Origin of the sequence: Pseudohalocynthiibacter aestuariivivens, assembly GCF_018457175.1 — a bacterium.
Classification (GTDB): domain Bacteria; phylum Pseudomonadota; class Alphaproteobacteria; order Rhodobacterales; family Rhodobacteraceae; genus Pseudohalocynthiibacter; species Pseudohalocynthiibacter aestuariivivens.
This window is the reverse complement of the sequence record NZ_JAGFNU010000011.1, coordinates 26,449-47,182: the sequence shown is the minus strand read 5'-3', so window position 1 is coordinate 47,182 and position 20,734 is coordinate 26,449. Positions and strand designations below refer to the sequence as shown.

21 protein-coding genes are annotated in these 20,734 nt (G+C 51.9%); 10 read left to right on the top strand and 11 right to left on the bottom strand.

Annotated elements, in window-relative coordinates; genetic code table 11:
• Positions 1–16 precede the first annotated feature (16 nt).
• Both J4E70_RS15065 and J4E70_RS15060 read right to left on the bottom strand, forming a co-directional pair.
• Complete coding sequence (locus tag J4E70_RS15065) at positions 17–1,426, bottom strand: amidase (protein WP_213890477.1); 1,410 nt, start codon at positions 1,424–1,426, stop codon at positions 17–19.
• Positions 1,427–1,482: 56 nt separating this feature from the next.
• Positions 1,483–2,790, bottom strand: a complete 1,308-nt coding sequence (locus tag J4E70_RS15060; protein ID WP_213890476.1) for a mechanosensitive ion channel family protein — start codon at positions 2,788–2,790, stop codon at positions 1,483–1,485.
• Positions 2,791–3,090: 300 nt separating this feature from the next.
• On the opposite strand from J4E70_RS15060, the gene leuC reads away from it, so the two are divergent.
• The 7 genes from leuC (at position 3,091) to J4E70_RS15025 (ending at position 9,567) form a co-directional block, all read left to right on the top strand.
• Positions 3,091–4,512: a 3-isopropylmalate dehydratase large subunit gene (leuC, locus tag J4E70_RS15055; protein ID WP_213890475.1), complete on the top strand. Its 1,422-nt coding sequence runs from the start codon at positions 3,091–3,093 to the stop codon at positions 4,510–4,512.
• Positions 4,513–4,523: 11 nt separating this feature from the next.
• Complete coding sequence (gene leuD, locus J4E70_RS15050; RefSeq protein ID WP_213890474.1) at positions 4,524–5,129, top strand: 3-isopropylmalate dehydratase small subunit; 606 nt, start codon at positions 4,524–4,526, stop codon at positions 5,127–5,129.
• A gap of 305 nt (positions 5,130–5,434) precedes the next feature.
• The gene (locus J4E70_RS15045) at positions 5,435–6,277 is read left to right on the top strand and encodes a hypothetical protein (protein WP_247078473.1); all 843 of its coding nucleotides are present in this window, start codon (positions 5,435–5,437) and stop codon (positions 6,275–6,277) included.
• Positions 6,274–7,350: an endonuclease/exonuclease/phosphatase family protein gene (locus tag J4E70_RS15040; RefSeq protein WP_246531783.1), complete on the top strand. Its 1,077-nt coding sequence runs from the start codon at positions 6,274–6,276 to the stop codon at positions 7,348–7,350. Before J4E70_RS15045 ends, J4E70_RS15040 begins: the two co-directional genes overlap by 4 nt.
• A 74-nt stretch (positions 7,351–7,424) precedes the next feature.
• Complete coding sequence (leuB, locus tag J4E70_RS15035) at positions 7,425–8,531, top strand: 3-isopropylmalate dehydrogenase (RefSeq protein WP_213890472.1); 1,107 nt, start codon at positions 7,425–7,427, stop codon at positions 8,529–8,531.
• A gap of 141 nt (positions 8,532–8,672) precedes the next feature.
• Positions 8,673–9,089, top strand: a complete 417-nt coding sequence (locus J4E70_RS15030) for a DUF2167 domain-containing protein (protein WP_213890471.1) — start codon at positions 8,673–8,675, stop codon at positions 9,087–9,089.
• A complete protein-coding gene (locus J4E70_RS15025; RefSeq protein ID WP_213890470.1) occupies positions 9,058–9,567 on the top strand; it encodes a DUF2167 domain-containing protein in 510 nt (169 codons plus the stop codon). Before J4E70_RS15030 ends, J4E70_RS15025 begins: the two co-directional genes overlap by 32 nt.
• 115 nt (positions 9,568–9,682) lie before the next feature.
• Here J4E70_RS15025 and J4E70_RS15020 read toward each other — a convergent pair whose 3' ends face one another.
• From J4E70_RS15020 to J4E70_RS14990, 7 genes are all read right to left on the bottom strand, one after another.
• Positions 9,683–10,693, bottom strand: a complete 1,011-nt coding sequence (locus J4E70_RS15020) for an NAD-dependent epimerase/dehydratase family protein (RefSeq protein ID WP_213890469.1) — start codon at positions 10,691–10,693, stop codon at positions 9,683–9,685.
• Between the two features lie 104 nt (positions 10,694–10,797).
• Positions 10,798–11,844 carry a glycosyltransferase family 2 protein gene (locus J4E70_RS15015; protein ID WP_213890468.1) on the bottom strand — a complete coding sequence of 349 codons (1,047 nt, stop codon included), beginning with the start codon at positions 11,842–11,844 and terminating at the stop codon, positions 10,798–10,800.
• Between the two features lie 179 nt (positions 11,845–12,023).
• Positions 12,024–12,716, bottom strand: coding sequence for an ABC transporter ATP-binding protein (locus tag J4E70_RS15010; RefSeq protein ID WP_213890467.1), 693 nt, complete (start codon positions 12,714–12,716; stop codon positions 12,024–12,026).
• On the bottom strand, positions 12,713–13,468 hold the full coding sequence (locus tag J4E70_RS15005; protein WP_213890466.1) for an ABC transporter ATP-binding protein: 756 nt from the start codon (positions 13,466–13,468) through the stop codon (positions 12,713–12,715). The genes J4E70_RS15010 and J4E70_RS15005 overlap by 4 nt, the downstream gene beginning before the upstream one ends.
• Positions 13,461–14,444, bottom strand: coding sequence for a branched-chain amino acid ABC transporter permease (locus J4E70_RS15000; protein ID WP_213890465.1), 984 nt, complete (start codon positions 14,442–14,444; stop codon positions 13,461–13,463). The genes J4E70_RS15005 and J4E70_RS15000 overlap by 8 nt, the downstream gene beginning before the upstream one ends.
• Entirely contained in the window at positions 14,444–15,358 is a 915-nt protein-coding gene (locus J4E70_RS14995) for a branched-chain amino acid ABC transporter permease (RefSeq protein ID WP_377609942.1), read from the bottom strand. The genes J4E70_RS15000 and J4E70_RS14995 overlap by 1 nt, the downstream gene beginning before the upstream one ends.
• A 69-nt stretch (positions 15,359–15,427) precedes the next feature.
• The gene (locus tag J4E70_RS14990; RefSeq protein WP_213890463.1) at positions 15,428–16,567 is read right to left on the bottom strand and encodes an ABC transporter substrate-binding protein; all 1,140 of its coding nucleotides are present in this window, start codon (positions 16,565–16,567) and stop codon (positions 15,428–15,430) included.
• Between the two features lie 203 nt (positions 16,568–16,770).
• On the opposite strand from J4E70_RS14990, the gene J4E70_RS14985 reads away from it, so the two are divergent.
• From J4E70_RS14985 to J4E70_RS14975, 3 genes are read left to right on the top strand one after another with little or no spacing between them, the layout of a single operon-like run.
• Positions 16,771–17,091 carry an ArsR/SmtB family transcription factor gene (locus tag J4E70_RS14985; RefSeq protein ID WP_213890462.1) on the top strand — a complete coding sequence of 107 codons (321 nt, stop codon included), beginning with the start codon at positions 16,771–16,773 and terminating at the stop codon, positions 17,089–17,091.
• Between the two features lies 1 nt (position 17,092).
• The gene (locus J4E70_RS14980; RefSeq protein ID WP_213890461.1) at positions 17,093–17,527 is read left to right on the top strand and encodes an SRPBCC family protein; all 435 of its coding nucleotides are present in this window, start codon (positions 17,093–17,095) and stop codon (positions 17,525–17,527) included.
• A 17-nt stretch (positions 17,528–17,544) separates the two neighbouring features.
• On the top strand, positions 17,545–17,856 hold the full coding sequence (locus J4E70_RS14975) for a YciI family protein (RefSeq protein WP_213890460.1): 312 nt from the start codon (positions 17,545–17,547) through the stop codon (positions 17,854–17,856).
• Positions 17,857–17,924: 68 nt separating this feature from the next.
• On the opposite strand, the gene J4E70_RS14970 is transcribed toward J4E70_RS14975, so the two are convergent.
• Positions 17,925–18,707, bottom strand: coding sequence for a carnitinyl-CoA dehydratase (locus J4E70_RS14970; protein WP_213890459.1), 783 nt, complete (start codon positions 18,705–18,707; stop codon positions 17,925–17,927).
• The gene (locus J4E70_RS14965) at positions 18,704–20,734 is read right to left on the bottom strand and encodes an acetate--CoA ligase family protein (RefSeq protein WP_213890458.1); all 2,031 of its coding nucleotides are present in this window, start codon (positions 20,732–20,734) and stop codon (positions 18,704–18,706) included. Before J4E70_RS14965 ends, J4E70_RS14970 begins: the two co-directional genes overlap by 4 nt.

Below are 20,734 nucleotides of genomic sequence, written 5' to 3'. Positions count from 1 at the left end.
GGACCTCAAAACGAAGTTACCCCAACACCGGGGTGTGCTTTTGTGGCCAGAGTGTTCTTTGATGATAGGCATGCCCAAGCCCGAGGACCCTGGCATCCGAGCCTCTATGCCCGATCAGTTGCAGGCCCATAGGCAGGCTAATTTGATTAAAACCAACGGGAACGGACAATGCAGGTAGTCCGATCAGCGACGCAGGAATTACGACTTCCATCCAGCGATGATACGTATCCATCCTGCGACCGGCGATTTCCTTAGGCCAGTCCAGCGTGACGTCGAATGGGAAAATCTGCGCGCTGGGCAAAGCCAGAATGTCGACATCGGTCATGGTTGCGACCGCTCTGAACCAGTCAGACCGAATGTCACTGGCATTGTTTATCTCTTGCGCCGAGAGCGAGAGGCCCAATTCGATTTCCCAGATAAGTTCAGGTTTCAACAGATCACGCGTTTCGGGGTTTTCGTAGAGGTAGCTGTATGATCCGGCAATGTCCCAACTGCGCAGTGTGATCCACGACTGCCAAAGTTTTTCCGGTGAAAACTCAGGTTTTATCGTTTCGATATCGCAGCCGAGATCAGCCAATGTCGTTAGGCCATTTTCACAAAGATTCAGAACACCCGGCTCCATCGGGAAATACCCGCCCCAATCTCCGATCCAGCCAATGCGTGTTCCCTTGGCCGATCTCGCATCCATTTGCGCGAACGTTGCGCCTGAATGTGGGCTGCGCGGGTCAGGCCCGGCCATAACCCGCAACAAAAGCTCCAGATCCTCAACAGACCGCGCCATTGGGCCAGCGGTTGAAAGTTGATGCAGAAACACCTCGCCCACCGGGTTTGGCGGAACGAGCCCATAGCTTGGCCGAAACCCATAAACGTTGTTCCACCCCGCAGGATTGCGCAGCGACCCCATCATGTCCGACCCGTCAGCAAGCGGCACCATCCGCGCCGCAAGGGCAGCACCCGCACCTCCGCTTGAGCCGCCAGCAGAGCGGGTCAGATCATATGGGTTGCGGGTTGGCCCGCTGACGGGATTGTAAGTATGTGACCCAAGTCCAAATTCGGGTGTGTTGGTCTTGCCGATGATCAGAGCACCGGCCTGACGCAGACGGCTGACCATCAGGCTGTCGGCTTTAGGAATATGATCTTTAAAAATAGGTGAACCGTGCGTGGTGCGCAGGTCTTTCGTATCGGCAAGATCTTTTACAGCTATAGGCAGACCGTGAAGCGCACCGGCCGGGTCAGAGTTGCCCATTTCAGAAGCTTCTGCCATGATTTCATCACGCGGGCGAAGTGATATGATTGCATTAATTGCGGTGTTCGATGCGTCAATTTGATCAAGGTAGGCTGACACAACATCTTCGACAGTCAGAGTGCCGGTACGAATTGCCGTGCCGAGTTCTGTTGCGCCGAGATTGAGAATTGGATTGCTCATGATCAGGTTATAATCTTGTGTTCCATACACAGCACACTCAGGGATTTCGTGGCAGGTTAGTCAAGCGGTTTTGGCGGTTTTTCCATCTCATCCGGCAACATGCGAACTTCTCTTTGGGGGAATGGGATGGAGATGTCGTTCTCCTTAAATTTATCCCATAGTGCCAGGTAAACGGCGCCACGCACGTTGGTCAGCCCCGCAGTCGGATCGGTTATCCAGAACCGAAGGATGTAGTCGACCGAACTGTCACCGAACCCAACGATATGGCAAACCGGCGGTTTCGTCGTAAGAATGCGCCCTACTGCGGACGCGGCCTCGATCGCCAAGGCCCGCACTTTATGTGGGTCATCGCCGTAAGCGACGCCAAAAAAGATATCCAACCGCACAAAATCATTCGAATGAGACCAGTTGACCACCTGATTGGTGATCAGGTCTTCGTTTGGAATAAGGTATTCCCGCCCGTCGCGTGTGACGACAGAAACATAACGCGCGCCCAGTGAATTGATCCAGCCGAAGGTTTCACCAAGGCTGATAACGTCGCCGGGTTTGATGGATTTATCGAGCAGGATGATCACCCCGGAAACGAGGTTTGAGACCACCTTTTGCAAACCAAAACCAAGACCGACACCAATCGCACCAGACAGAACTGCAAGACCTGTCAGGTCAAATCCGACAGCTTTCAAACCGATGAAAAAGGCGGCGCCGTATAATACGATTTGCAGGAACTTGACCATAAGAACCCGCATCGAAGGTGAGATGTCCTGGTTCTTTTCGATCTGACTTTTTGACTGGGTCGAAATAAGACGCGCAAAAAAGAACAATAACCCGGTTACAACCAGCGCCTTCAAAATGCCAAAGGCGGACAATCGGAAATCACCAAACTCTATTGCAACATTGTCTAGCAGATCTGAGGTTGCCTCGATGAAACCCAGATAATAGAGCGTCACATAGGCCCACCCCCCCCATGTCGCCAGACGCCGCATGAACCGATTTCGTATCAGGCGGGCGATCATCGCGATGGCCAACCACGCAACGGCGATTGTGCCGATGATAGACAACAAGAAAGTGCGTGATGGGAACGTGTTCAGCACTTCGCGCATGAAGGTGATCACGGTCCAGATCAGCAATACAAAAATAATCAGGTACAGCCTTCGGTGCAGAACAACCAGCCAGCGCAACTGCCATTTTGGTCTGTCTTCAAGATTGCGCATCCACGCGTGAAGACGCGGCGCGATAAACATATTTATCATCTGCGCAACGGCGAAAAGAGCGATCGCAATCGCGATCTGGTAAAGCCTCGACGGCAAAAGCAAATTTGCCAGAAAAACCTGTATCTGAGTCAGAAGAGTTTGAAATTCTGTCACGGTGTTTTGCGTTTCCTATACTGCTATGTCCACTCTTGCATGGGATTTCGAGTCCGACAACTCTGTCTGTATCTTTCACCTGCCGGTATCAGTTGATCTGACTCTATCTTGCTTGATGAAACCGACATTCCGATGTAAGGCAGGCGCATGACTCTTGTTTTTGACATGGACGACCGTTCACGCCTGCCATGGCGGTTTCACGGTCTCACGCTTTCTGTCACCGCCGACCTATGATGGTCAGGCGTGTGCAGCGCTCATACATAAGTCACCCCAATAGTCACTCTTCAAAAGAGAATTAACATGACCGCCCAAAGTAAAACCGGCCCTAGAACAATCTATGACAAGATATGGGATGCCCATATCGCCCATGAGGCTGACGATGGAACAACATTGTTGTACATCGACCGTCACCTTGTTCATGAGGTAACCAGCCCACAGGCTTTTGAAGGTCTGCGCATGACCGGCCGCGCTGTCCGCGCCCCGGATAAAACCATTGCCGTTCCCGACCACAATGTTCCAACAACGCTTGACCGGGCCAAAGGCATCGACAACGAAGAATCCCGCATTCAGGTCGACGCGCTGGACAAGAACGCCAAGGATTTCGGAATCCATTACTACCCCGTCTCTGATGTGCGTCAGGGTATTGTGCATATCGTCGGCCCAGAGCAGGGCTGGACCTTACCAGGCATGACAGTGGTCTGCGGCGACAGCCACACTGCTACGCACGGTGCCTTTGGCGCACTTGCGCACGGCATCGGAACGTCTGAAGTTGAACATGTTCTGGCAACCCAGACCTTGATCCAGAAAAAATCGAAAAACATGAAGGTCGAAGTTACGGGCAAACTACGCCCCGGAGTGACGGCCAAGGACATTACCCTGTCTGTGATCGGTGTAACCGGCACAGCAGGTGGCACTGGCCATGTGATTGAATATTGCGGCGAAGCGATCCGCGATCTCAGCATGGAAGGTCGCATGACCGTCTGCAACATGGCGATTGAAGGTGGCGCGCGTGCTGGTCTGATCGCGCCAGATGAAAAGACCTTTGAATATGTTATGGGTCGCCCTCACGCGCCAAAAGGTGCGCAGTGGGAAGCGGCGATGAACTGGTGGAAAACGCTCTACACAGACGAAGACGCGCACTTTGACAAGGTCATCACGCTGAAGGGCGAAGATATTGCGCCTGTCGTGACATGGGGAACCTCGCCAGAGGATGTACTTCCAATTACCGCAACCGTTCCGAGCCCTTCTGATTTTACCGGGGGTAAAGTGGATGCTGCGCAAAGGTCGCTCGAATATATGGGCCTGACCCCAGGCGAAAAACTGACAGACATCAAGGTTGACACGGTCTTTATCGGGTCGTGCACAAATGGCCGGATCGAAGATTTGCGCGCAGCAGCGGAAGTTCTGAAAGGCAGGAAGATCAAGGAAGGGATGCGTGCCATGATCGTTCCCGGGTCTGGTCTCGTTCGTGCGCAGGCCGAAGAAGAAGGGCTTGCGGATATTTTCATCGAAGCCGGTTTCGAATGGCGGCTTGCGGGCTGTTCCATGTGCCTGGCGATGAACCCGGACCAGTTGGAACCGGGAGAGCGTTGCGCAGCAACATCGAACCGGAACTTCGAAGGGCGCCAGGGCCGCGGAGGCAGGACCCATCTGCTTTCACCCGCAATGGCTGCCGCAGCAGCGATTACGGGACACCTGACTGATGTTCGTGAATTGGCTTAAGGAGCAGCAACATGGAAAAATTTGAAAAAATCACTGGAGTTGCAGCCCCGTTGCCGATGATTAACGTCGATACAGACATGATCATCCCGAAGTTGTTTCTGAAAACCATCAAGCGTTCGGGGCTTGGTCTGAACCTGTTCGATGAGATGCGTTACGACGATGATCGCAACGAACGACCAGAGTTTGTGCTGAACCAGCCAGCTTACCGTAAAGCAGAAGTTCTGGTTGCTGGCGAAAACTTCGGCTGCGGTTCATCGCGCGAACATGCGCCTTGGGCGATCAAGGATTTTGGCATTCGTTGCGTGATTGCACCCAGTTTTGCCGACATCTTTTTCAACAATTGCTTTAAAAACGGGATCTTACCAATCGCGTTGCCAAAAGAGCAAGTTGACGTCCTGATGAAGGACGCAGAAAAGGGCGAAAACGCTCGCATGACCATTGATCTGGAGAAACAGGAAATTATTACATCCGACGGAGAAATTTTTTCGTTCGAAGTTGATAGCTTCAAAAAACATTGTTTACTTGAAGGGCTCGATGATATCGGGCTGACGATGAAGAATGTTACTTCGATTGACAGCTTTGAGGCAGAAGCGAGCGTTTCGCGACCTTGGGTCTGATTTTCTTGTAGATACAATATGTTGAGGGGGGGCAGATATCTGCCCTCCTTTTTTCAATCTAATGATGCAAAGCCGCACCAGTTTGCTTTGGAAACGCCCTGAAAGATTCATATGGATTAACAGGATGTTGCAGTGAGAAGCGAAAGTGGGCAGAAATAAGGCAAGAATGAGGCAAAGTGCCACAATAGGGCAAGAATGAGGCAGAGTGCCACAAAGAGCTAATAAAGCTGCCGCAATGAGCAGTTAACGATGGGATAAGGGCGCGACACGGTATTGCGTTCGACCAAACTGAGGACAGACGGGCTGTGTTTTCAAGATTAGCAGGCGCAATCTTACGCGCAATATTGGTAGCGTTGCTAATTGCGACGCCTTCACTGCTGTTGCCTTCGTCTTCCCCAGAAACCACCCAGATTGTAACGTTAATCGCGCTATTCAGCGCCGCCCTTGTGATATTCGAGTACGCCTCTGTTTATCCGAGCCTGATAGAATTTCGGGATGCGCCGCCTTTTAACAGGGTGCGCTTTATGTCGCTATTTGTGACGGTGTTTTTGTTGTCTGTTATCAGTCGTGGGCAAATCGAGCCCACTAATCTGACGCAATTTGTACAGGCAGTCGGCGGCTTGATCGGTTACGCGATTGATTTCCCGTATAGCCCAGTCCGGCTTGTCCTGCAGATGTTCCCGACGGACACCAGTGCTGATAATATTTTCATGGTAAGAACTGCCGCAGGCTTGGCCTATCTTATATCGCTGATCACCCTGACGATATTTATTATCATCTTGCGGTTGCAAGGCTGGCCAGTTCAAGGCCGATCTTTCAACGTTTGGGTTAACCTTCCAACATTTGACCCGACAGCAGGGGGTGATGTTGTTGTACGTTTGATAAGGGACGCGCGCCTTAACATTATATTAGGCTTTGTTTTACCATTCTTGACTCCCGTAGTGGTTAGCTCTGCATCGACTTTGTTTACTCCGGTTACTGTAGGATCGCCGCAAACTTTGATCTGGACGGTATCTGCATGGGCGTTTCTTCCCGCAAGTCTGTTTATGCGCGGTATCGCCATGCACCGAATTGCAGAAATGATCCGCGAACAAAGACGGCAAGCTTACGAACTGGCCGCGCTGGAACAGGGTTTTGCGCCTTCCTGATCTGGTGGGTAACAGCCACCGCATGCATTTCAGATGCAATTCGCGTTGCCAGTTTTAATACCGAACTGAACAGAGCAGGCCCCGGCCTGCTTTTTCGTGACATTCTCAGAGGGGATGACACACAGATAGACGCTGTCGTTCAGGTGATTATTGCGGTTCAACCTGACGTGTTGCTTTTGCAAAGTTTTGACTATGATTTCGAACGGCAAGCGCTGAAGGCTTTCGCAGCTTTGCTGGGGAAGCAAGGCAAGGAATACCCTTACCTTTTCGCCTTACGGCCAAACACCGGGCTGCAAACCGGGATCGATATGAACGGGGATGGGCGTTCTGGGCAGCCGGAAGACGGGCAAGGGTATGGGCGGTTTTCGGGTCAGGGTGGAATGGCTCTTTTGTCAGTATTTCCTATTCTGGAAACCGAAGTCCGCGATTTCGCGTCCTTTCTCTGGCGTGATTTGCCAGAGGCATTAATGCCGGAGGTGGAGGGTAAGCCTTTTCCTTCGGAAGAGGCACAGCAGGTGCAGCGTCTTTCTTCTGTGGCGCATTGGGATGTACCTATCGAACTTTCGAACAGCCAAACACTCCACTTGTTTGCGTATCACGCCACACCACCAGTTTTTGATGGTCCCGAAGATCGTAACGGACGCCGTAATCACGATGAAACGGCCTTTTGGCAACATTATTTAGATGGGGCTTTGCCGGAAAGAAAGACAGAGGCGCCTTTCGTTATCTTGGGGGATGCAAACCTTGATCCACTGGATGGTGACGGGCGACACGCAGCGCTATCATCACTGTTGAAGCACCACCGAATTCAGGACCCCGCACCCACAAGCGCAGGTGGCGCAGATGCAGCGCGCAAACAGTCTGGTGTGAACGACGCACATCGCGGCGATCCCGCTCTGGATACAGTGGACTGGCCTGACTTTACGGGTAGGCCTGGCAATCTTCGTGTTGACTATGTGCTTCCCTCAGCAGATCTGCGGGTTGCCGATTCAGGTGTCTTTTGGCCGTTGGACGATACGCTTGTCACTGACGCATCGCGACACAGGTTGGTTTGGGTCGATCTGGAATTTTGAAGCTGCTGGTTTCTTGACCATGCCGGGCCAACCCGTTAGGTCGGGACAACCCTGCTATTCAAGGAATTATGTCAATGAGCAACCTTTCGCTTCTTATTCTGCCCGGTGACGGTATTGGCCAGGAGGTTATGGTCGAAGTACGCAAAATCATTGGCTGGTATGGCGAAAACCGCGATCTGAAATTTGATGTTTCAGAGGACCTGATTGGGGGTGCCGCCTATGATGCACATGGCACGCCTTTATCCGATGAAACGATGGCAAAGGCACAGGCGGTTGATGCGGTTCTTCTGGGTGCTGTGGGCGGCCCAAAATACGATGATCTTGATTTCAGCGTTAAACCCGAGCGCGGTTTGCTGCGGATCCGCAAGGAAATGGACCTGTTCGCCAACCTGCGCCCGGCTCAATGTTTTGATGCGCTTGCAGATTTCTCGTCGCTGAAAAAAGATATCGTTTCCGGCCTTGATATCATGATCGTGCGCGAACTGACCTCTGGTTCCTATTTCGGAGAACCGCGTGGGATTTTTGTAGAAAACGGGGAACGCGTCGGGATCAACACACAACGCTATACAGAGTCTGAGATTGACCGTGTTGCGCGAGCAGCATTCGAACTCGCACGACGCCGGAGCAATAAAGTCTGCTCAATGGAAAAAGCCAACGTCATGGAAAGCGGCATCCTTTGGCGCGAGGTTGTGACCGCCGTCCATAAAGCTGACTATGCGGATGTCGAACTCTCGCATATGTACGCAGACAACGGCGCGATGCAGCTTGTCCGGGCCCCCAAGCAGTTTGATGTCATCCTGACCGACAATCTGTTTGGCGATATCCTTTCGGATTGCGCGGCAATGCTGACCGGTTCGCTTGGTATGTTGCCTTCGGCCAGCCTTGGTTCACCCATGGAAAACGGCCGCCCAAAGGCGCTTTATGAACCAGTGCACGGATCAGCACCTGATATTATGGGGCAAGGCAAGGCAAACCCTTGCGCTTGTATCCTGAGTTTTGCAATGGCGCTGCGCTATTCCTTTGACCAGGGTACTGAAGCAAAGCGTCTTGAAAGCGCGGTCGAAAAGGTACTTGCAGATGGTGTAAGGACAGGTGATCTGATGCAAGCAAGTGATGGAACGCCCGCCACTACATCTGAAATGGGTGATGCAGTTATTGCTGCTTTGAACGCGTCACTCTGATTGCGGTCGAAGTTAACCTGATTTTGGCGAAACTAGTCTGCTTAAAGTTTTAGAAGTTAGAAATTTGACTCGCCAAAAGGTTGAGTTCGGTATTCAATTATAGTGATCATATTTGAAGGTGACCACTATAGGAGAGATTTCATGTCCAGAATTTTTTTAATTGCAATTGTTGCAATCAGTTTGTCATTTCCGGCGAGTTCAAAACCTCTGAACGAAATGTTTCCCGATATTTCTGATCGTTACACCGAAGAAGCAATCGTGCTGCTGCGTGATCTGGACTTTAAACAGGGTGAGATCGTGATAGGTGACGGCATTGGCCTTTTGACGCTGAATGAGGATTTTTACTACCTAGAACCGAGTGATGCCAGCTATGTGCTGACGGAACTCTGGGGAAATCCAGAAGAACAAGCGTCTCTTGGAATGATTTTTCCTGCCGATTTTACGCCGATTGATGATTCATGGGGAATCAATATTGAGTATGAAGATATCGGCTACGTCTCTGATGAAGACGCGGGTAGCTACGACTATGACGATATTTTTACAGGAAATGCGGGATGATGCGGCCGAGGAGAACAAGTGGCGTCGTGAGAACAGTTTTCAAACTGTTGAACTGGTTGGTTGGGCGGCAGAGCCTTTTTATGATGCCGCTACGCGCAAGCTTTATTGGGCCAAAGAGCTGGCTTTTGAAGGGGAGGCTCAAAACACGCTAAACTATAACATCCGTGTCTTGGGGCGGCGAGGTGTACTTGTCCTGAATTTCATCGCCAACATGGATCAGCTTTCTGCGGTCAACAACGACGTTCCCCGCATTCTGGCGATGACAGATTTTGCAGAGGGTAATAAATATTCCGATTTTGACCCTTCGATTGACACTGTTGCAGCTGTTGGAATCGGCGGGTTGATAGCGGGTAAGGTTATGGCCAAAACGGGCATCTTTGTTGTTGCGCTGGTTTTGCTCAAGAAGTTCTGGTTCTTACTTTTTCTACCGCTTCTTTGGCTTAAGAGTGTAATCTCCAAACGTCGAAATTCAGGTTAAGAAAGCCTAAGAGCCAGAGGTAGCCTGTAAGCCACTTCTGAAATTTCTTCCGGTTTGTGAAAAATTTGGCTCCACCGAGCCATTTGTTGCAATCGCCCTGAGGCATTCCTGTGCTTCAGGGTTTTTTGTAGTAGCTCTTAAACCAGTCAACAAACTGCTCAACGCCCGTTTCCAGCGGCGTTTGTGGCAGCTTGCCAACCAGTTTTTCCAGCAATTGCGCATCTGCCCATGTTGCTGGCACGTCACCCGGTTGCATCTCGAGAAAGTTCTTTTCTGCGGTCTGACCAAGCGCAGTTTCTAATGCGTCTATGAAATCCATCAGGTTTACGGGTTGCCCTGCGCCAATATTAATCACTCTCCAGGGCGCGACGGGGGATAGGCTGTCACCGGGGTCCGGAGCATTGTCAGATCGGACAGGAGGTGCCGAAACTAGACGTATGATCCCCTCAACCAGATCATCAACAAATGTGAAATCTCGTTGCATATCGCCGTGGTTGTAGATGTCGATTGGCTGACCCTCTGTTATCAAATTCGCAAATTTCAAGGGGGCCATATCCGGGCGGCTCCATGGGCCATAGACGGTAAAAAACCGGAACATCGTTATTGGTAGCCCATAGAGATGCGCGTAAGAATGCGCCATTCCTTCGGTTGCTTTTTTGGTGGCGGCGTAGAACGACATCTGATGGTCTGCTTTATCTGTCTCGGCATAGGGCATTTTGGTGTTTGCGCCATATGCTGACGAAGTTGAAGCCAGCAGCATGTGCTTTGGTGGGTGGGTACGAGCCGCTTCCAGCAGCTCAAATGTTCCGACAAGGTTTGACTCGACATAAGACCGTGGTTCGTCAATCGAATAGCGCACACCCGCTTGTGCGGCCAGATGGATCACCACTTCTGGTTTTTCTTCCTCAAACAACATCGCCAAAAGGCGCGGTGTTTCCAGCGAGCCGATCTGCTCCTGAAAGTGGTTCGATTGCTTTAGAATGTCATGCCGCGCTTTTTTTAATGCGGGGTCATAATATGGGCTAAGGCTGTCAAAACCGATCACATCATGCCCATCAGCTAAAAGTCGCTGGCAAACATGAAAGCCGATAAAGCCAGCCGATCCGGTTACGAGGTACTTTGCCATGCGATGCCCTGCCGTTTTTTATTTGCCTAAGAATTAGGTCGCATAAATTTCAGAAACCTGCAAACGGGGTTTCCGAGACCGCCCTATTCATATCGACTTTTCGGTCACGAGCGGTATGCCTCGCTATACCATCGAACAAGCTGTTGCGTTAACTGCTTTGATAGCACCTTGCTGCTTCCGGTCAGCACAATTCGGTTGAACAGCTTATAAAGGTCGATCTGGGTGATAAGCACTTTAAATTTCTCATGATGCCAGTTCACCGAACACTCATGTAAGTCTGATACACCGGGAATGCGATGCAGCGCATTAAGCCGCTTTTCAGTTGCTGGCCGCATAGCGGAAATAGTTTCGTTTCGTTCTGTGTTGAAGTTTCGCTCAACCCAATAAGTCAGGTCTATCTCTTTGTCCTTTCGGTTGGGCAGGCCCCGATCACGCTTGATCAGAAACGACTCTGCAGAGCGTAGGGAATAGTGGTTCATCTCGGCAAGCGAGCGACCATTGGGCAGGCTATAAAGCGAAAGCCGCTTTTGGTTAGCCGCAAACACTCCCGGCATTTGATTGCCGGACCCGTCGACCCATTTTGGCAGACCGGCTTTGGTCGCGGGTTTTTGTTTTGGCCGATGAACACCAAGCTGGTTAAACGGCCCGCCCGCGCGGATCAGTGACTTAAACAAGGTTGCGGCTATCGGAGAGGAACAGTCTGTAGGGGCTGAAGCGGTAAATTGCGCGGTAACGGGGGCATCTTTTGCAAAGACAATGTCGTTGTTACCAAACAGCCGCCACGGCAAGGCGACAGCATCTGTATCGTCGGGAAGTGCTTTGAGCAAATCTGAAATCTGATGTCCGGCCACGTGAATGTTCAGAAATTCATCAACATCGCTGACCAAAATCCAGTCGGATTCTTTTCGTAACGGGTGTTTCCACGCATCGCGCAAAGCTTGCCACTGAATGCTTTGACTGCCTGTTTTGGTTTGGGGTAGGTGTACAATCTCCCCTGCTGCAGCCAGAGCATCCAGCATCTCGCCAGTTCCATCATCACAATCGTTGGAATAGATCAGATAATCAGTCACGCCCGCAGCCTGATGATGGGCAATCCATTCCAACAGAAAGGGGCCCTCATTTCGGACCGTGGTGATGCAGAGAACTCTCATGAATCGCCACATTGTTCTACGCGACTGTCAGCCAAGGTTTCCTGTGCTTCCAAAGCTGTCCGGATGGTGCTCACTGTTTTCCTTCCGAATTTACGGCTGAAATCACGCGACTGCGTATGGTCACCCTAACGGTTAGTGCGAAATATTGTCCAGACATTGGTAAATGACGGAAGGCAGGTTCAGACACCCAGATAGCGGTGCGTCAGGTCGTCATTCAGATCTGCCGTTGCGCCTGCCCAAACGGTTTTCCCGCGTTCCAGTATCACTGCATGATCCGCGACTGACGAAAGCTCTTTCAGGGACTTGTCAATCACCAGAATGGCAAGCCCGGTTTCTGATTTTAACCGCCGGATCGCGGCCCATATCTCTTGCCGAACCACAGGGGCGAGTCCCTCTGTCGCCTCATCAAGAATCAAGAGCTTTGGGTTCGTCATCAGAGCTCTGCCGATGGCAAGCATCTGTTGCTCGCCCCCTGATAAAGACCGGGCAGATTGACCGCGTCGCTCGCCGAGTCTCGGGAAAAGATCTGCGATTGTTGCGAGTGACCAGAAACCTTCTCGCGCAGCGGCAATAAGGTTTTCCTCAACCGTTAGATTGGTAAAACACCGTCGCCCTTCCGGTACCAAACCTATACCCAGTTGCGCGGCCTTGTAAGATGGCAGGCGGTTGAGCGATTGCCCTGCGAAAATAATTTTGCCGCTTTTTTGTGGGGCCATCCTGCAAATTGTTCGGATGGTTGTGGATTTCCCCATGCCGTTGCGACCCATCAAGGCAACGACTTCTCCTTCTCCCACCTGCAGATCAACACCGAACAACGCCTGAGAGGCCCCATAGAATGCAGTAATATTTGACGCGGTCAGAAGGGCGGTCACAACACGGCCTCCTCGCCCAGATACGCGCGCTGTACCTCAGAGTTTGTACGTATTTCGTCAACCGATCCGGTGGCGATCACCCGGCCATAAACAAGAACACTGATCCGGTCTGCAAGTTTGAAGACGGCGTCCATATCATGTTCGACGAGCAATATTGGTGCTTTGTGGCGAAGTTGGTCCAGAAGCTTTGTCATCTCGCCTGTGCCTTCCACGCCCAATCCTGCCATAGGCTCGTCAAGCAGGAAAGCTTTCGGGGAAAGCGCCAGTGCCATCGCGATTTCCAGCTTGCGGCGTTCGCCGTGAGCAAGATCAGCGGCATGAATAGTATAGCGGCCTGTCAGCCCGACCTGGTCAATAAAGTTGATTGCAGCCTCAGTCAGACCAGTTGCTTTCATCACAGGTCGTAAAAATCCCATCCAATGTCCGGTAGCACCCTGAACAGCCAGAACAACGTTCTGCAAGACAGTAAAATCAGGCACTACGGATGACACCTGGAAGCTGCGTGCCAGACCCATCCGCGCGCGTGCCGCCGTACCAAGGGTGGTCACATCCTGCCCCAGAAATTCAACTGTGCCGCTATCAGGTCTCAGTCCGCCTGCAATCTGGCTGATCAGGGTTGATTTGCCAGCGCCATTTGGGCCGATCAAAGCGTGGATTTCACCGGGCAGAAGACCAATGGAAACCTCGTCACTGGCTTTCAATGCTCCGAAAGATTTTGAGATATTGCGTACAGACAGGACTGGATCAGTCATGCGCGACCTCGCGCCCAACAAGGGTTCCGATCAGCCCACCACGTGCAAACAACACGACGCCGAGAAGTATGAGCCCTAGTAAGAATTGCCAGTAGTCGTTAATGCCACCCAGCCAATGTTCCAACAGAATGAATAGTGCTGCCCCGGCGACCGGCCCATATAGCCGCCCAACACCGCCAAGGATCACAAACACCATAATCTCGCCGCTGGTTTGCCAGCTAAACATCGATGGGCTGACAAAGCGATTAAGGTCGGCAAAAAGCGCGCCAGCCAACCCAGTGATCATGCCGGAAATTAGAAAGGCCGTGAGGCGAATATTGAAGGGTCGCATCCCGACCGCTTCAACCCGCTCAGGGTTTTGGCGTGTTGCTTGCAGTGCTAGTCCAAAGCGCGACTTGGAAAGGCGTGATGACAGGAAAAGCGCGAGGCCGAGGATCACATAGGTAATCGTGAAAAACTGAATAGGGTCGAGCGTGTTCAGACCCGGAAACCCGTTTCGCAGATAAATAGGCAACCCATCTTCACCCCCATATGCAGGCCAGGAGATTGCGAAGAAAAACAGCATTTGTCCAAAGGCGAGTGTAATCATGATGAAATAGGCGCCGCTGGTACGCAAAGAAAGTGCGCCGATAATCAAGGCGGCCAGACCGCTCGAAGCCAGCGCGACAACCCAGATAATTAACATCGATTTCGTGCCAGCAATTTCAAACGGCCATGTTGTAAGAAGGGTGTAGCTTTGCGCGTGGCTTGCTAAGATTCCCATCGCATAACCGCCGATGCCAAAGAATGCTGCATGGCCCAGTGATATTAAACCGCCAAGTCCAAGCGCGATATTGAGGCCAACACCCGCCAGTGCGAGGATCGCGACTTTCGTCGCTAGTGTAATTACGAAAGGCGCATCACTTACGTAAGCAATCAGAGGGACAGCCAGCAAACCAAACGCGAACACAAAGTTCAGAATGCGTTCGCGCAGCATCAGATTGCATCCCCATAGAGGCCGCTGGGTTTTGCGACCAAAACCAACGCCATCAGAATGTAGATAGACATTGATGCAAGGGCGGAGCCGACAGAAGTTGCGCTTGACGGGTCCATGAAGGTGCCAAAGAAAACAGGTAAAAGGAAACGGCCAAGCGTATCAGTCATCCCAACAAGAAGTGCGCCGACAAAAGCCCCTTTGACCGAACCGATACCGCCAATCACAACGACAACAAAAGCCAGAATAAGAACCGGTTCGCCCATGCCAACCTGAACCGATTGAATGGCTCCAACCAGCGCCCCGGCGAAACCGGCCAGGGCGGCCCCAAGTGCGAAAACAATGGTATAAAGCTTCGAAATATCAACACCAAGTGCCGCGATCATTTCCCGATCACTTTCGCCCGCGCGAATACGAATACCGAGCCTTGTTTTGGTGATCAGGGCGTAGAGCCCTACGGCAATCAGCAAACCAGCCGCGATAATTGCCAGCCGGTAACGGGAATATTCAATTCCGCCAGGCAGGGTAACAGGGCCGGAGAACGCGGCAGGCACGTCAAGAAACAGCGGAAAGGACCCGAACAGCCATCGCGTGCCTTCGGAAAATACCAGGATCAGGGCAAATGTCGCCAGCACCTGATCCAGATGATCACGACTGTACAGGCGTCGTATCACCACCAGTTCAACGATGGCACCAGCAGCGGCAGCAGCAGCAAGGCTTGCAATGACACCCAGCCAGAAAGAGCCTGTCGCCGTCGCGACGGCAGCACAGGCAAACGCGCCAACCATGTAAAGCGAACCATGCGCAAGATTGATGAGCCCCATAACACCAAACACAAGTGTTAGGCCTGCTGCCATCAAGAACAGCATAACGCCAAGTTGCAGCCCGTTTAAAAGCTGTTCAATGATCAGGGTCATTGCCAAGAAATTTGCCCGTTCAATAAAACGGTGGGCTACCCAATTGAGCAGCCCGCCGCATTTGTGATCTTACATTTTGCAGTCGGCAGCGTAAGCGTCCGAATGGTTTGTAAGGCCGGTTGCGATGATCTGATTGGTGAAGACATCACCCTCTTTGATCACTTCGCGCACGTAGATGTTTTGAATCGGGTGATGATTTGGCCCAAAGGCAAAGTCACCACGAACCGAGTCAAAATTTGCAGCCTCCAATGCTGCGCGGAAGGCGTCTGCATCTGAGACATCTGCCGCTGCCATTGCCGAAAGCAAGAGGTTTGCGGTGTCAAACCCCTGGCTCGCATAGAGTGACGGGAGGCGACCGTATTCTGCCTGAAAGTTTTCTACGAACGCTGCGTTTGCAGGGTTGTCCAAATCTTTGTTCCACTGAGACGTGTTGCGAACACCAAGCGCAGCTTCACCGACCGCTTGCAATATCCCCTGGTCAAAAGAGAATGCTGGCCCAAGCAGCGGAATATCAACACCTGATTGTGCGTATTGCTTCATGAAGGCGATGCCCATGCCGCCGGGCAGGAAGAAATAGACGCTATCCGCGCCGCTTGCCCGGATCTGCGCGATCTCAGAGGCATAGTCTTTCTGGCCAAGCTGGGTGTAAACCTCGCCCGCAAGACCGCCTTCGTAGAACCGCTTGTACCCTGTCAGCGCATCCTGCCCCGCAGGGTAGTTTGGCGCCATGATAAATGAATTTGCGTAGTTTGCACTGTTGGCATAGGCACCTGCGGCTTCGTGCAGATTGTCATTCTGCCAGGCAACGTTGAAATAGTTTTTGTGACACCCCTGACCTGCAAGGGCTGATGGGCCCGCGTTGGGAGACAGATAAAAAACGTTCTGCGCCGTTGCCGCTGGAACAACAGCCATCGCAAGATTTGACCAGATAATACCAGTCAAAACGTCAACCTTCTCTGACTGGATCATTTCGTCTGCCAACTGAACAGCAACTTCAGGTTTGCGCTGATCGTCTTCGATCACCACTTCGATATCTGAATTTCCGGATTGTGCGACTGCCAGCATGAAGCCGTCGCGTACATCGATACCAAGGCCTGCTCCGCCACCTGACAAAGTTGTAATCATTCCGACTTTCACAGGTTCAGCAGACGCCATGCCTGCAATCGCAAGCACGGTCGCTGCCGCTGTAAATGTTTTCAAAAGTCCCATCATGTCCTCCCGTTGGATTTATTCTGTAATTTTATCTGTCGTTGGGTCTGGGCACGCAAGTTAATGCATCGGCCAGTGTGCGCAAGCAATTGTAAAGAGTTTTCAAGGTTGCGAGGCGGGTCTTTGTCTTAAGAACGTGCACCTATCCAACAAATCTATTATTTCCTGTTTATATTAATTAACACGAGTGCTAATAAAGAATCATGGAAAATCTTGCATCTATCTTTTCAGCGCTGGGCGACCCGACTCGCTTTGCAATCATAGAGCGGCTTTTAGCAAACGGAGAGCAAAGCGCAGGCGAACTTCAGGATGTCGCGAATATTTCAGCACCTGCAATCTCGCGGCATTTGAAAGTCTTGCACGAGGCCGGGCTGGTAAACCGAAAGATAAATCGACAGCAGAGGCTCTATTCTTTGCGACCCGAAGCGTTTGCGACGGTGGGGAGCTGGTTTATTTCCCATCAGGAGTTCTGGGCAAAAAGTCTGGACCGTCTCGAGGCGGCATTGAAGAAGGAGAGCAACTAGAATGACTGATGTTTCAATAGAGAGGGTGTTTTCCGCCCCACAGGAAAAGGTGTTTTCCTTCATTACTGAAACCGAAAACCTTTTGAAGTGGTGGGGGCCAGAAGGAATTACGATAGCCGAAAACAATCTGAATTTCTCAGCCTGCGGTCCGTGGTTCTCTGTGATGGTTAATGGAGAAGGTGAAAGGTTCAAGGTTTCCGGGCTGGTCACGTCCGTAGATCCACCAAACTCTGTCAGCTTTACCTGGGGGTGGCATGATGATCGGGACATTCGTGGTGCAGAAAGCCATGTCACAGTAACGCTTAGCGCAGATAAATCAGGTGGAACGAAATTCGAATTGGTGCACCGCGATCTGACGGACGAAGAAGCGGGTGTTCGACACAATGAAGGCTGGACATCGTCGCTCCGCAAGCTTGAGCAGTTTGTAAATTCATAGATAAGGGAGGATTAAGAATGTCCAAGTACATTTTTGTTTACCACGGTGGGCGTAAGCCTGACGCACCGGATGAAATCGAAAAAGTCATGGCAAATTGGATGACGTGGTTTCAGGACATGGGCGACGCGGTCGTCGATGGCGGAAACCCTGCTGGTATGTCCAAAACTGTTTCTGCCTCCGGAGTCGTGGATGACGGAGGGGCGAACCCGATATCGGGATATTCACTGGTCGCCGCTGACAGTATTGAGATTGCGGCTTCAATGGCCAAGGGATGCCCAATTCTGGAAAATGGTGGAACCGTCGAAGTTGCGGAAGCGATGGAAATGTAGATCAGGGAAACGCAGAATAGACCCTTATTAGGGTCTATTCTTGTGGTACACTCCGTAAAACACGCGCACTAGCGACCTTTCCAGATTGGGTCACGTTTTTCAGCAAAGGCGCGTGCGCCTTCCATCTGGTCTTCGGAGCTGTAGAGCGCATCAACAGTACGCAACTGCCGCCCGGTTATCCGGTTTAAAGCATCCTGAAACTTGCTGTCTTCGGCGTCGCGAACGATTTCCTTGATTGCGGCATAGACGAGCGGCGGGCCGGATGCGAGGACTCTTGCAAGCTCCCATGCGCGTTTCATGAGCTTATCCGCAGGCAGTATTTCGTTTACCAGACCCCACCGATGTGCCTCGTCGACGTCAAACCAACGTCCTGTTAGCAGCAGTTCCATGGCGATATGATAGGGAATGCGCTTTGGCAGCTTAATGCTGGCTGCGTCGGCCACTGTACCGGATCTGATTTCGGGAAGCGCGAAAGACGCGTGATCTGCTGCAAGAATAATGTCAGCAGAAAGGGCCAGTTCCAGCCCGCCACCGCAAGCAATACCATTGACTGCGGCAATCACCGGTTTGTTCATGTCACGTAATTCCTGCAGACCACCAAACCCCCCAACGCCATAATCACCATCTACGGCATCACCATCTGCAGCGGCCTTAAGGTCCCAGCCCGGGCAAAAGAATTTTTCTCCGGCGCCGGTAACGATAGCGACGCGCAGTTTTGGATCATCACGGAAAGCAGCGAACGTTTCGCCCATGATCTTACTGGTCGCAAGGTCAATCGCATTCGCTTTTGGGCGATCGAGGATGATTTCCAGTATTGGTCCATCGCAGCGGGTTTTTACAGGGTCGGTCATGGAGCCTCTCGAAGTAGAGCGTCTGCCGCTACAGCGCGTGTAGGGGTGCAGATCAGCGGGTTAATTTCAATTTCCTCGACATGGCTGCCATTGGCAAGAACATAAGCTTGTACCGCCTGAACCGCGTGCAAAATAGCTGGCAGATTGGCTGCTGCTTTTCCACGATAACCGTTTAGTAAATTTGTGACTTTCAGGCCAGTTAGAGCCTCTTTTATCGAGTTTTCGTCCGTCGGCAACAACAATGATTGGCTATCATCAAGCAATTCTGTCAGCGTCCCACCCGCGCCCAGCGTCAGAACAAACCCGTGGGCCGGGTCACGTGTTACGCCGATCAGCAACTCAGCAACACTGTCGGAGATCATCTCTTCCAACAGAAAACTGTCACAAGGCATGTTGATGCCAGCCTCAGAAACCTGATCAGCGTCTTTCAAATTCAAGGCGACAAGACCTGCCTCTGTCTTATGTGCAATGCCTTCACCCTTAAGAACCAATGGAAAGTTCAGAGTATCTGCAGCGGTTTTCAATTTGGATTTATCATCAACATGCGTACCTTTTGGGGTATCAAGGCCAAAGGTCGAAAGCTTTCGTTTTGTGTCCATTTCAGAGACTAAACAAACCAAATCAGGCCCGCTCTCCAAGAAAACGGGTGTAGACGTTGGCGATTTGAAAGAACCGGCTGCTTCGGCTGCAATAATCGCTTCGGCCAACCCGCTTATTGGGACAACCCCACCTGAGATGAGCCGTTTCGCGACCTCTTCGGGCATCAACTCTGGCAACGTCGCGACCATTGCGACATTCGCTCCTGTTAATTCCTTAGCGCCCAACGCTGCTTCAATAGCGCACTCCCAGTCACCGGCATCGCAAATGTCTGATCTAGGAAAGTCCACGATCAGCAAGGTTAGCGCGACAGAGGGGTCCATCATGGCCGCCCAGGCCCGTGTCATGGCTGGGCCGTCGCGCCAGATGTAAGTGTGGTAGTCAAGCGGGTTGGCTAACGCGACCATCGGTCCAAGCGCATCGCGCAAATCGTGCTTCTGTCTTTCGTTGAGCTCCGGAAATACAACCGAACGGCCAATCGCAGTATCTGCCGCAAGGGACGCTTCGCCACCAGAACAGCTAATCGACGCGAGTCGGTTTGACGGAAGGGGACCCGTGATGTGAAGCAGTTTGAGTGTTTCGAGAAACGCTGGAAGGCTATGTAAACGCGGAATTCCAAGCCGTTTTAAAAACGCAGCGGCGCCAGCGTCCTCCCCTGCAAGAGAAGCCGTATGAGAAATCGTCGCCGCTCGTGCCTGTTCGGATTGGCCGACTTTGATTGCGACAATGGGCTTACCCGCTGCATAGGCTTTGTCTGCCAGCATCTCCCATGCGCGCAGATCTCCGAAGCCTTCAATATGCATCCCAATCGCGGTAACACGCGGATCATCAATCAGGGCTGCAGCCATTTCGGCCTGGGTAGTCTGCGCCTGATTTCCAGCGGTTACCATGTAGGCAATTGGCAAGCCGCGGTTCTGCATGGTCAGGTTGATCGCCATATTTGAGGATTGGGTTAGAATAGCAACGCCGGATTTAACGGTTGTGCATCCATGTTGGTCAGGCCAAAGCAGTGCGCCATCCAGTGCATTTATGAAACCATAGCAATTCGGGCCAAGGATTGGCATATCACCCGCCGCTTCCAGCAAAAGGGATTGTAAACCACCTGCCGCCTCGTCCTCTGCTTTGGCTTCGGCAAAACCTGATGCAAAGCAAACGGCACCGCCTGCGCCGAGTTTTGCAAGAGTGCCGACAACGTCAATTGTTGCTTGTCGGTTGACCCCAACGAAACAGGCATCCGGCGCTTCTAGAAGCTGATTTAGGCCTGAATAGGCTCTTATTCCGCAAATTTTAGCCGCTTTAGGGTAAACGGGGTAGATCGCCCCGTTGAACCCCATCTTTTGGCATTGTTCGATAACCGCCCGGCACCACGCTCCACCGCCGACAACAGCGATCGATTTTGGCCGGAACAGGCGCGACAGGTCTTTGGTCAT

Coding starts and splice junctions, on each gene's coding strand:
- J4E70_RS15065 (WP_213890477.1), bottom strand. CDS start 1,426: ATGAGCAATCCAATTCTCAATCTCGGCGCAACAGAACTCGGCACGGCA.
- leuC (WP_213890475.1), top strand. CDS start 3,091: ATGACCGCCCAAAGTAAAACCGGCCCTAGAACAATCTATGACAAGATA.
- leuD (WP_213890474.1), top strand. CDS start 4,524: ATGGAAAAATTTGAAAAAATCACTGGAGTTGCAGCCCCGTTGCCGATG.
- leuB (WP_213890472.1), top strand. CDS start 7,425: ATGAGCAACCTTTCGCTTCTTATTCTGCCCGGTGACGGTATTGGCCAG.
- J4E70_RS15030 (WP_213890471.1), top strand. CDS start 8,673: ATGTCCAGAATTTTTTTAATTGCAATTGTTGCAATCAGTTTGTCATTT.
- J4E70_RS15025 (WP_213890470.1), top strand. CDS start 9,058: ATGACGATATTTTTACAGGAAATGCGGGATGATGCGGCCGAGGAGAAC.
- J4E70_RS15020 (WP_213890469.1), bottom strand. CDS start 10,693: ATGGCAAAGTACCTCGTAACCGGATCGGCTGGCTTTATCGGCTTTCAT.
- J4E70_RS15015 (WP_213890468.1), bottom strand. CDS start 11,844: ATGAGAGTTCTCTGCATCACCACGGTCCGAAATGAGGGCCCCTTTCTG.
- J4E70_RS15005 (WP_213890466.1), bottom strand. CDS start 13,468: ATGACTGATCCAGTCCTGTCTGTACGCAATATCTCAAAATCTTTCGGA.
- J4E70_RS15000 (WP_213890465.1), bottom strand. CDS start 14,444: ATGCTGCGCGAACGCATTCTGAACTTTGTGTTCGCGTTTGGTTTGCTG.
- J4E70_RS14995 (WP_377609942.1), bottom strand. CDS start 15,358: ATGACCCTGATCATTGAACAGCTTTTAAACGGGCTGCAACTTGGCGTT.
- J4E70_RS14990 (WP_213890463.1), bottom strand. CDS start 16,567: ATGGGACTTTTGAAAACATTTACAGCGGCAGCGACCGTGCTTGCGATT.
- J4E70_RS14985 (WP_213890462.1), top strand. CDS start 16,771: ATGGAAAATCTTGCATCTATCTTTTCAGCGCTGGGCGACCCGACTCGC.
- J4E70_RS14980 (WP_213890461.1), top strand. CDS start 17,093: ATGACTGATGTTTCAATAGAGAGGGTGTTTTCCGCCCCACAGGAAAAG.
- J4E70_RS14975 (WP_213890460.1), top strand. CDS start 17,545: ATGTCCAAGTACATTTTTGTTTACCACGGTGGGCGTAAGCCTGACGCA.
- J4E70_RS14970 (WP_213890459.1), bottom strand. CDS start 18,707: ATGACCGACCCTGTAAAAACCCGCTGCGATGGACCAATACTGGAAATC.
- J4E70_RS14965 (WP_213890458.1), bottom strand. CDS start 20,734: ATGACCAAAGACCTGTCGCGCCTGTTCCGGCCAAAATCGATCGCTGTT.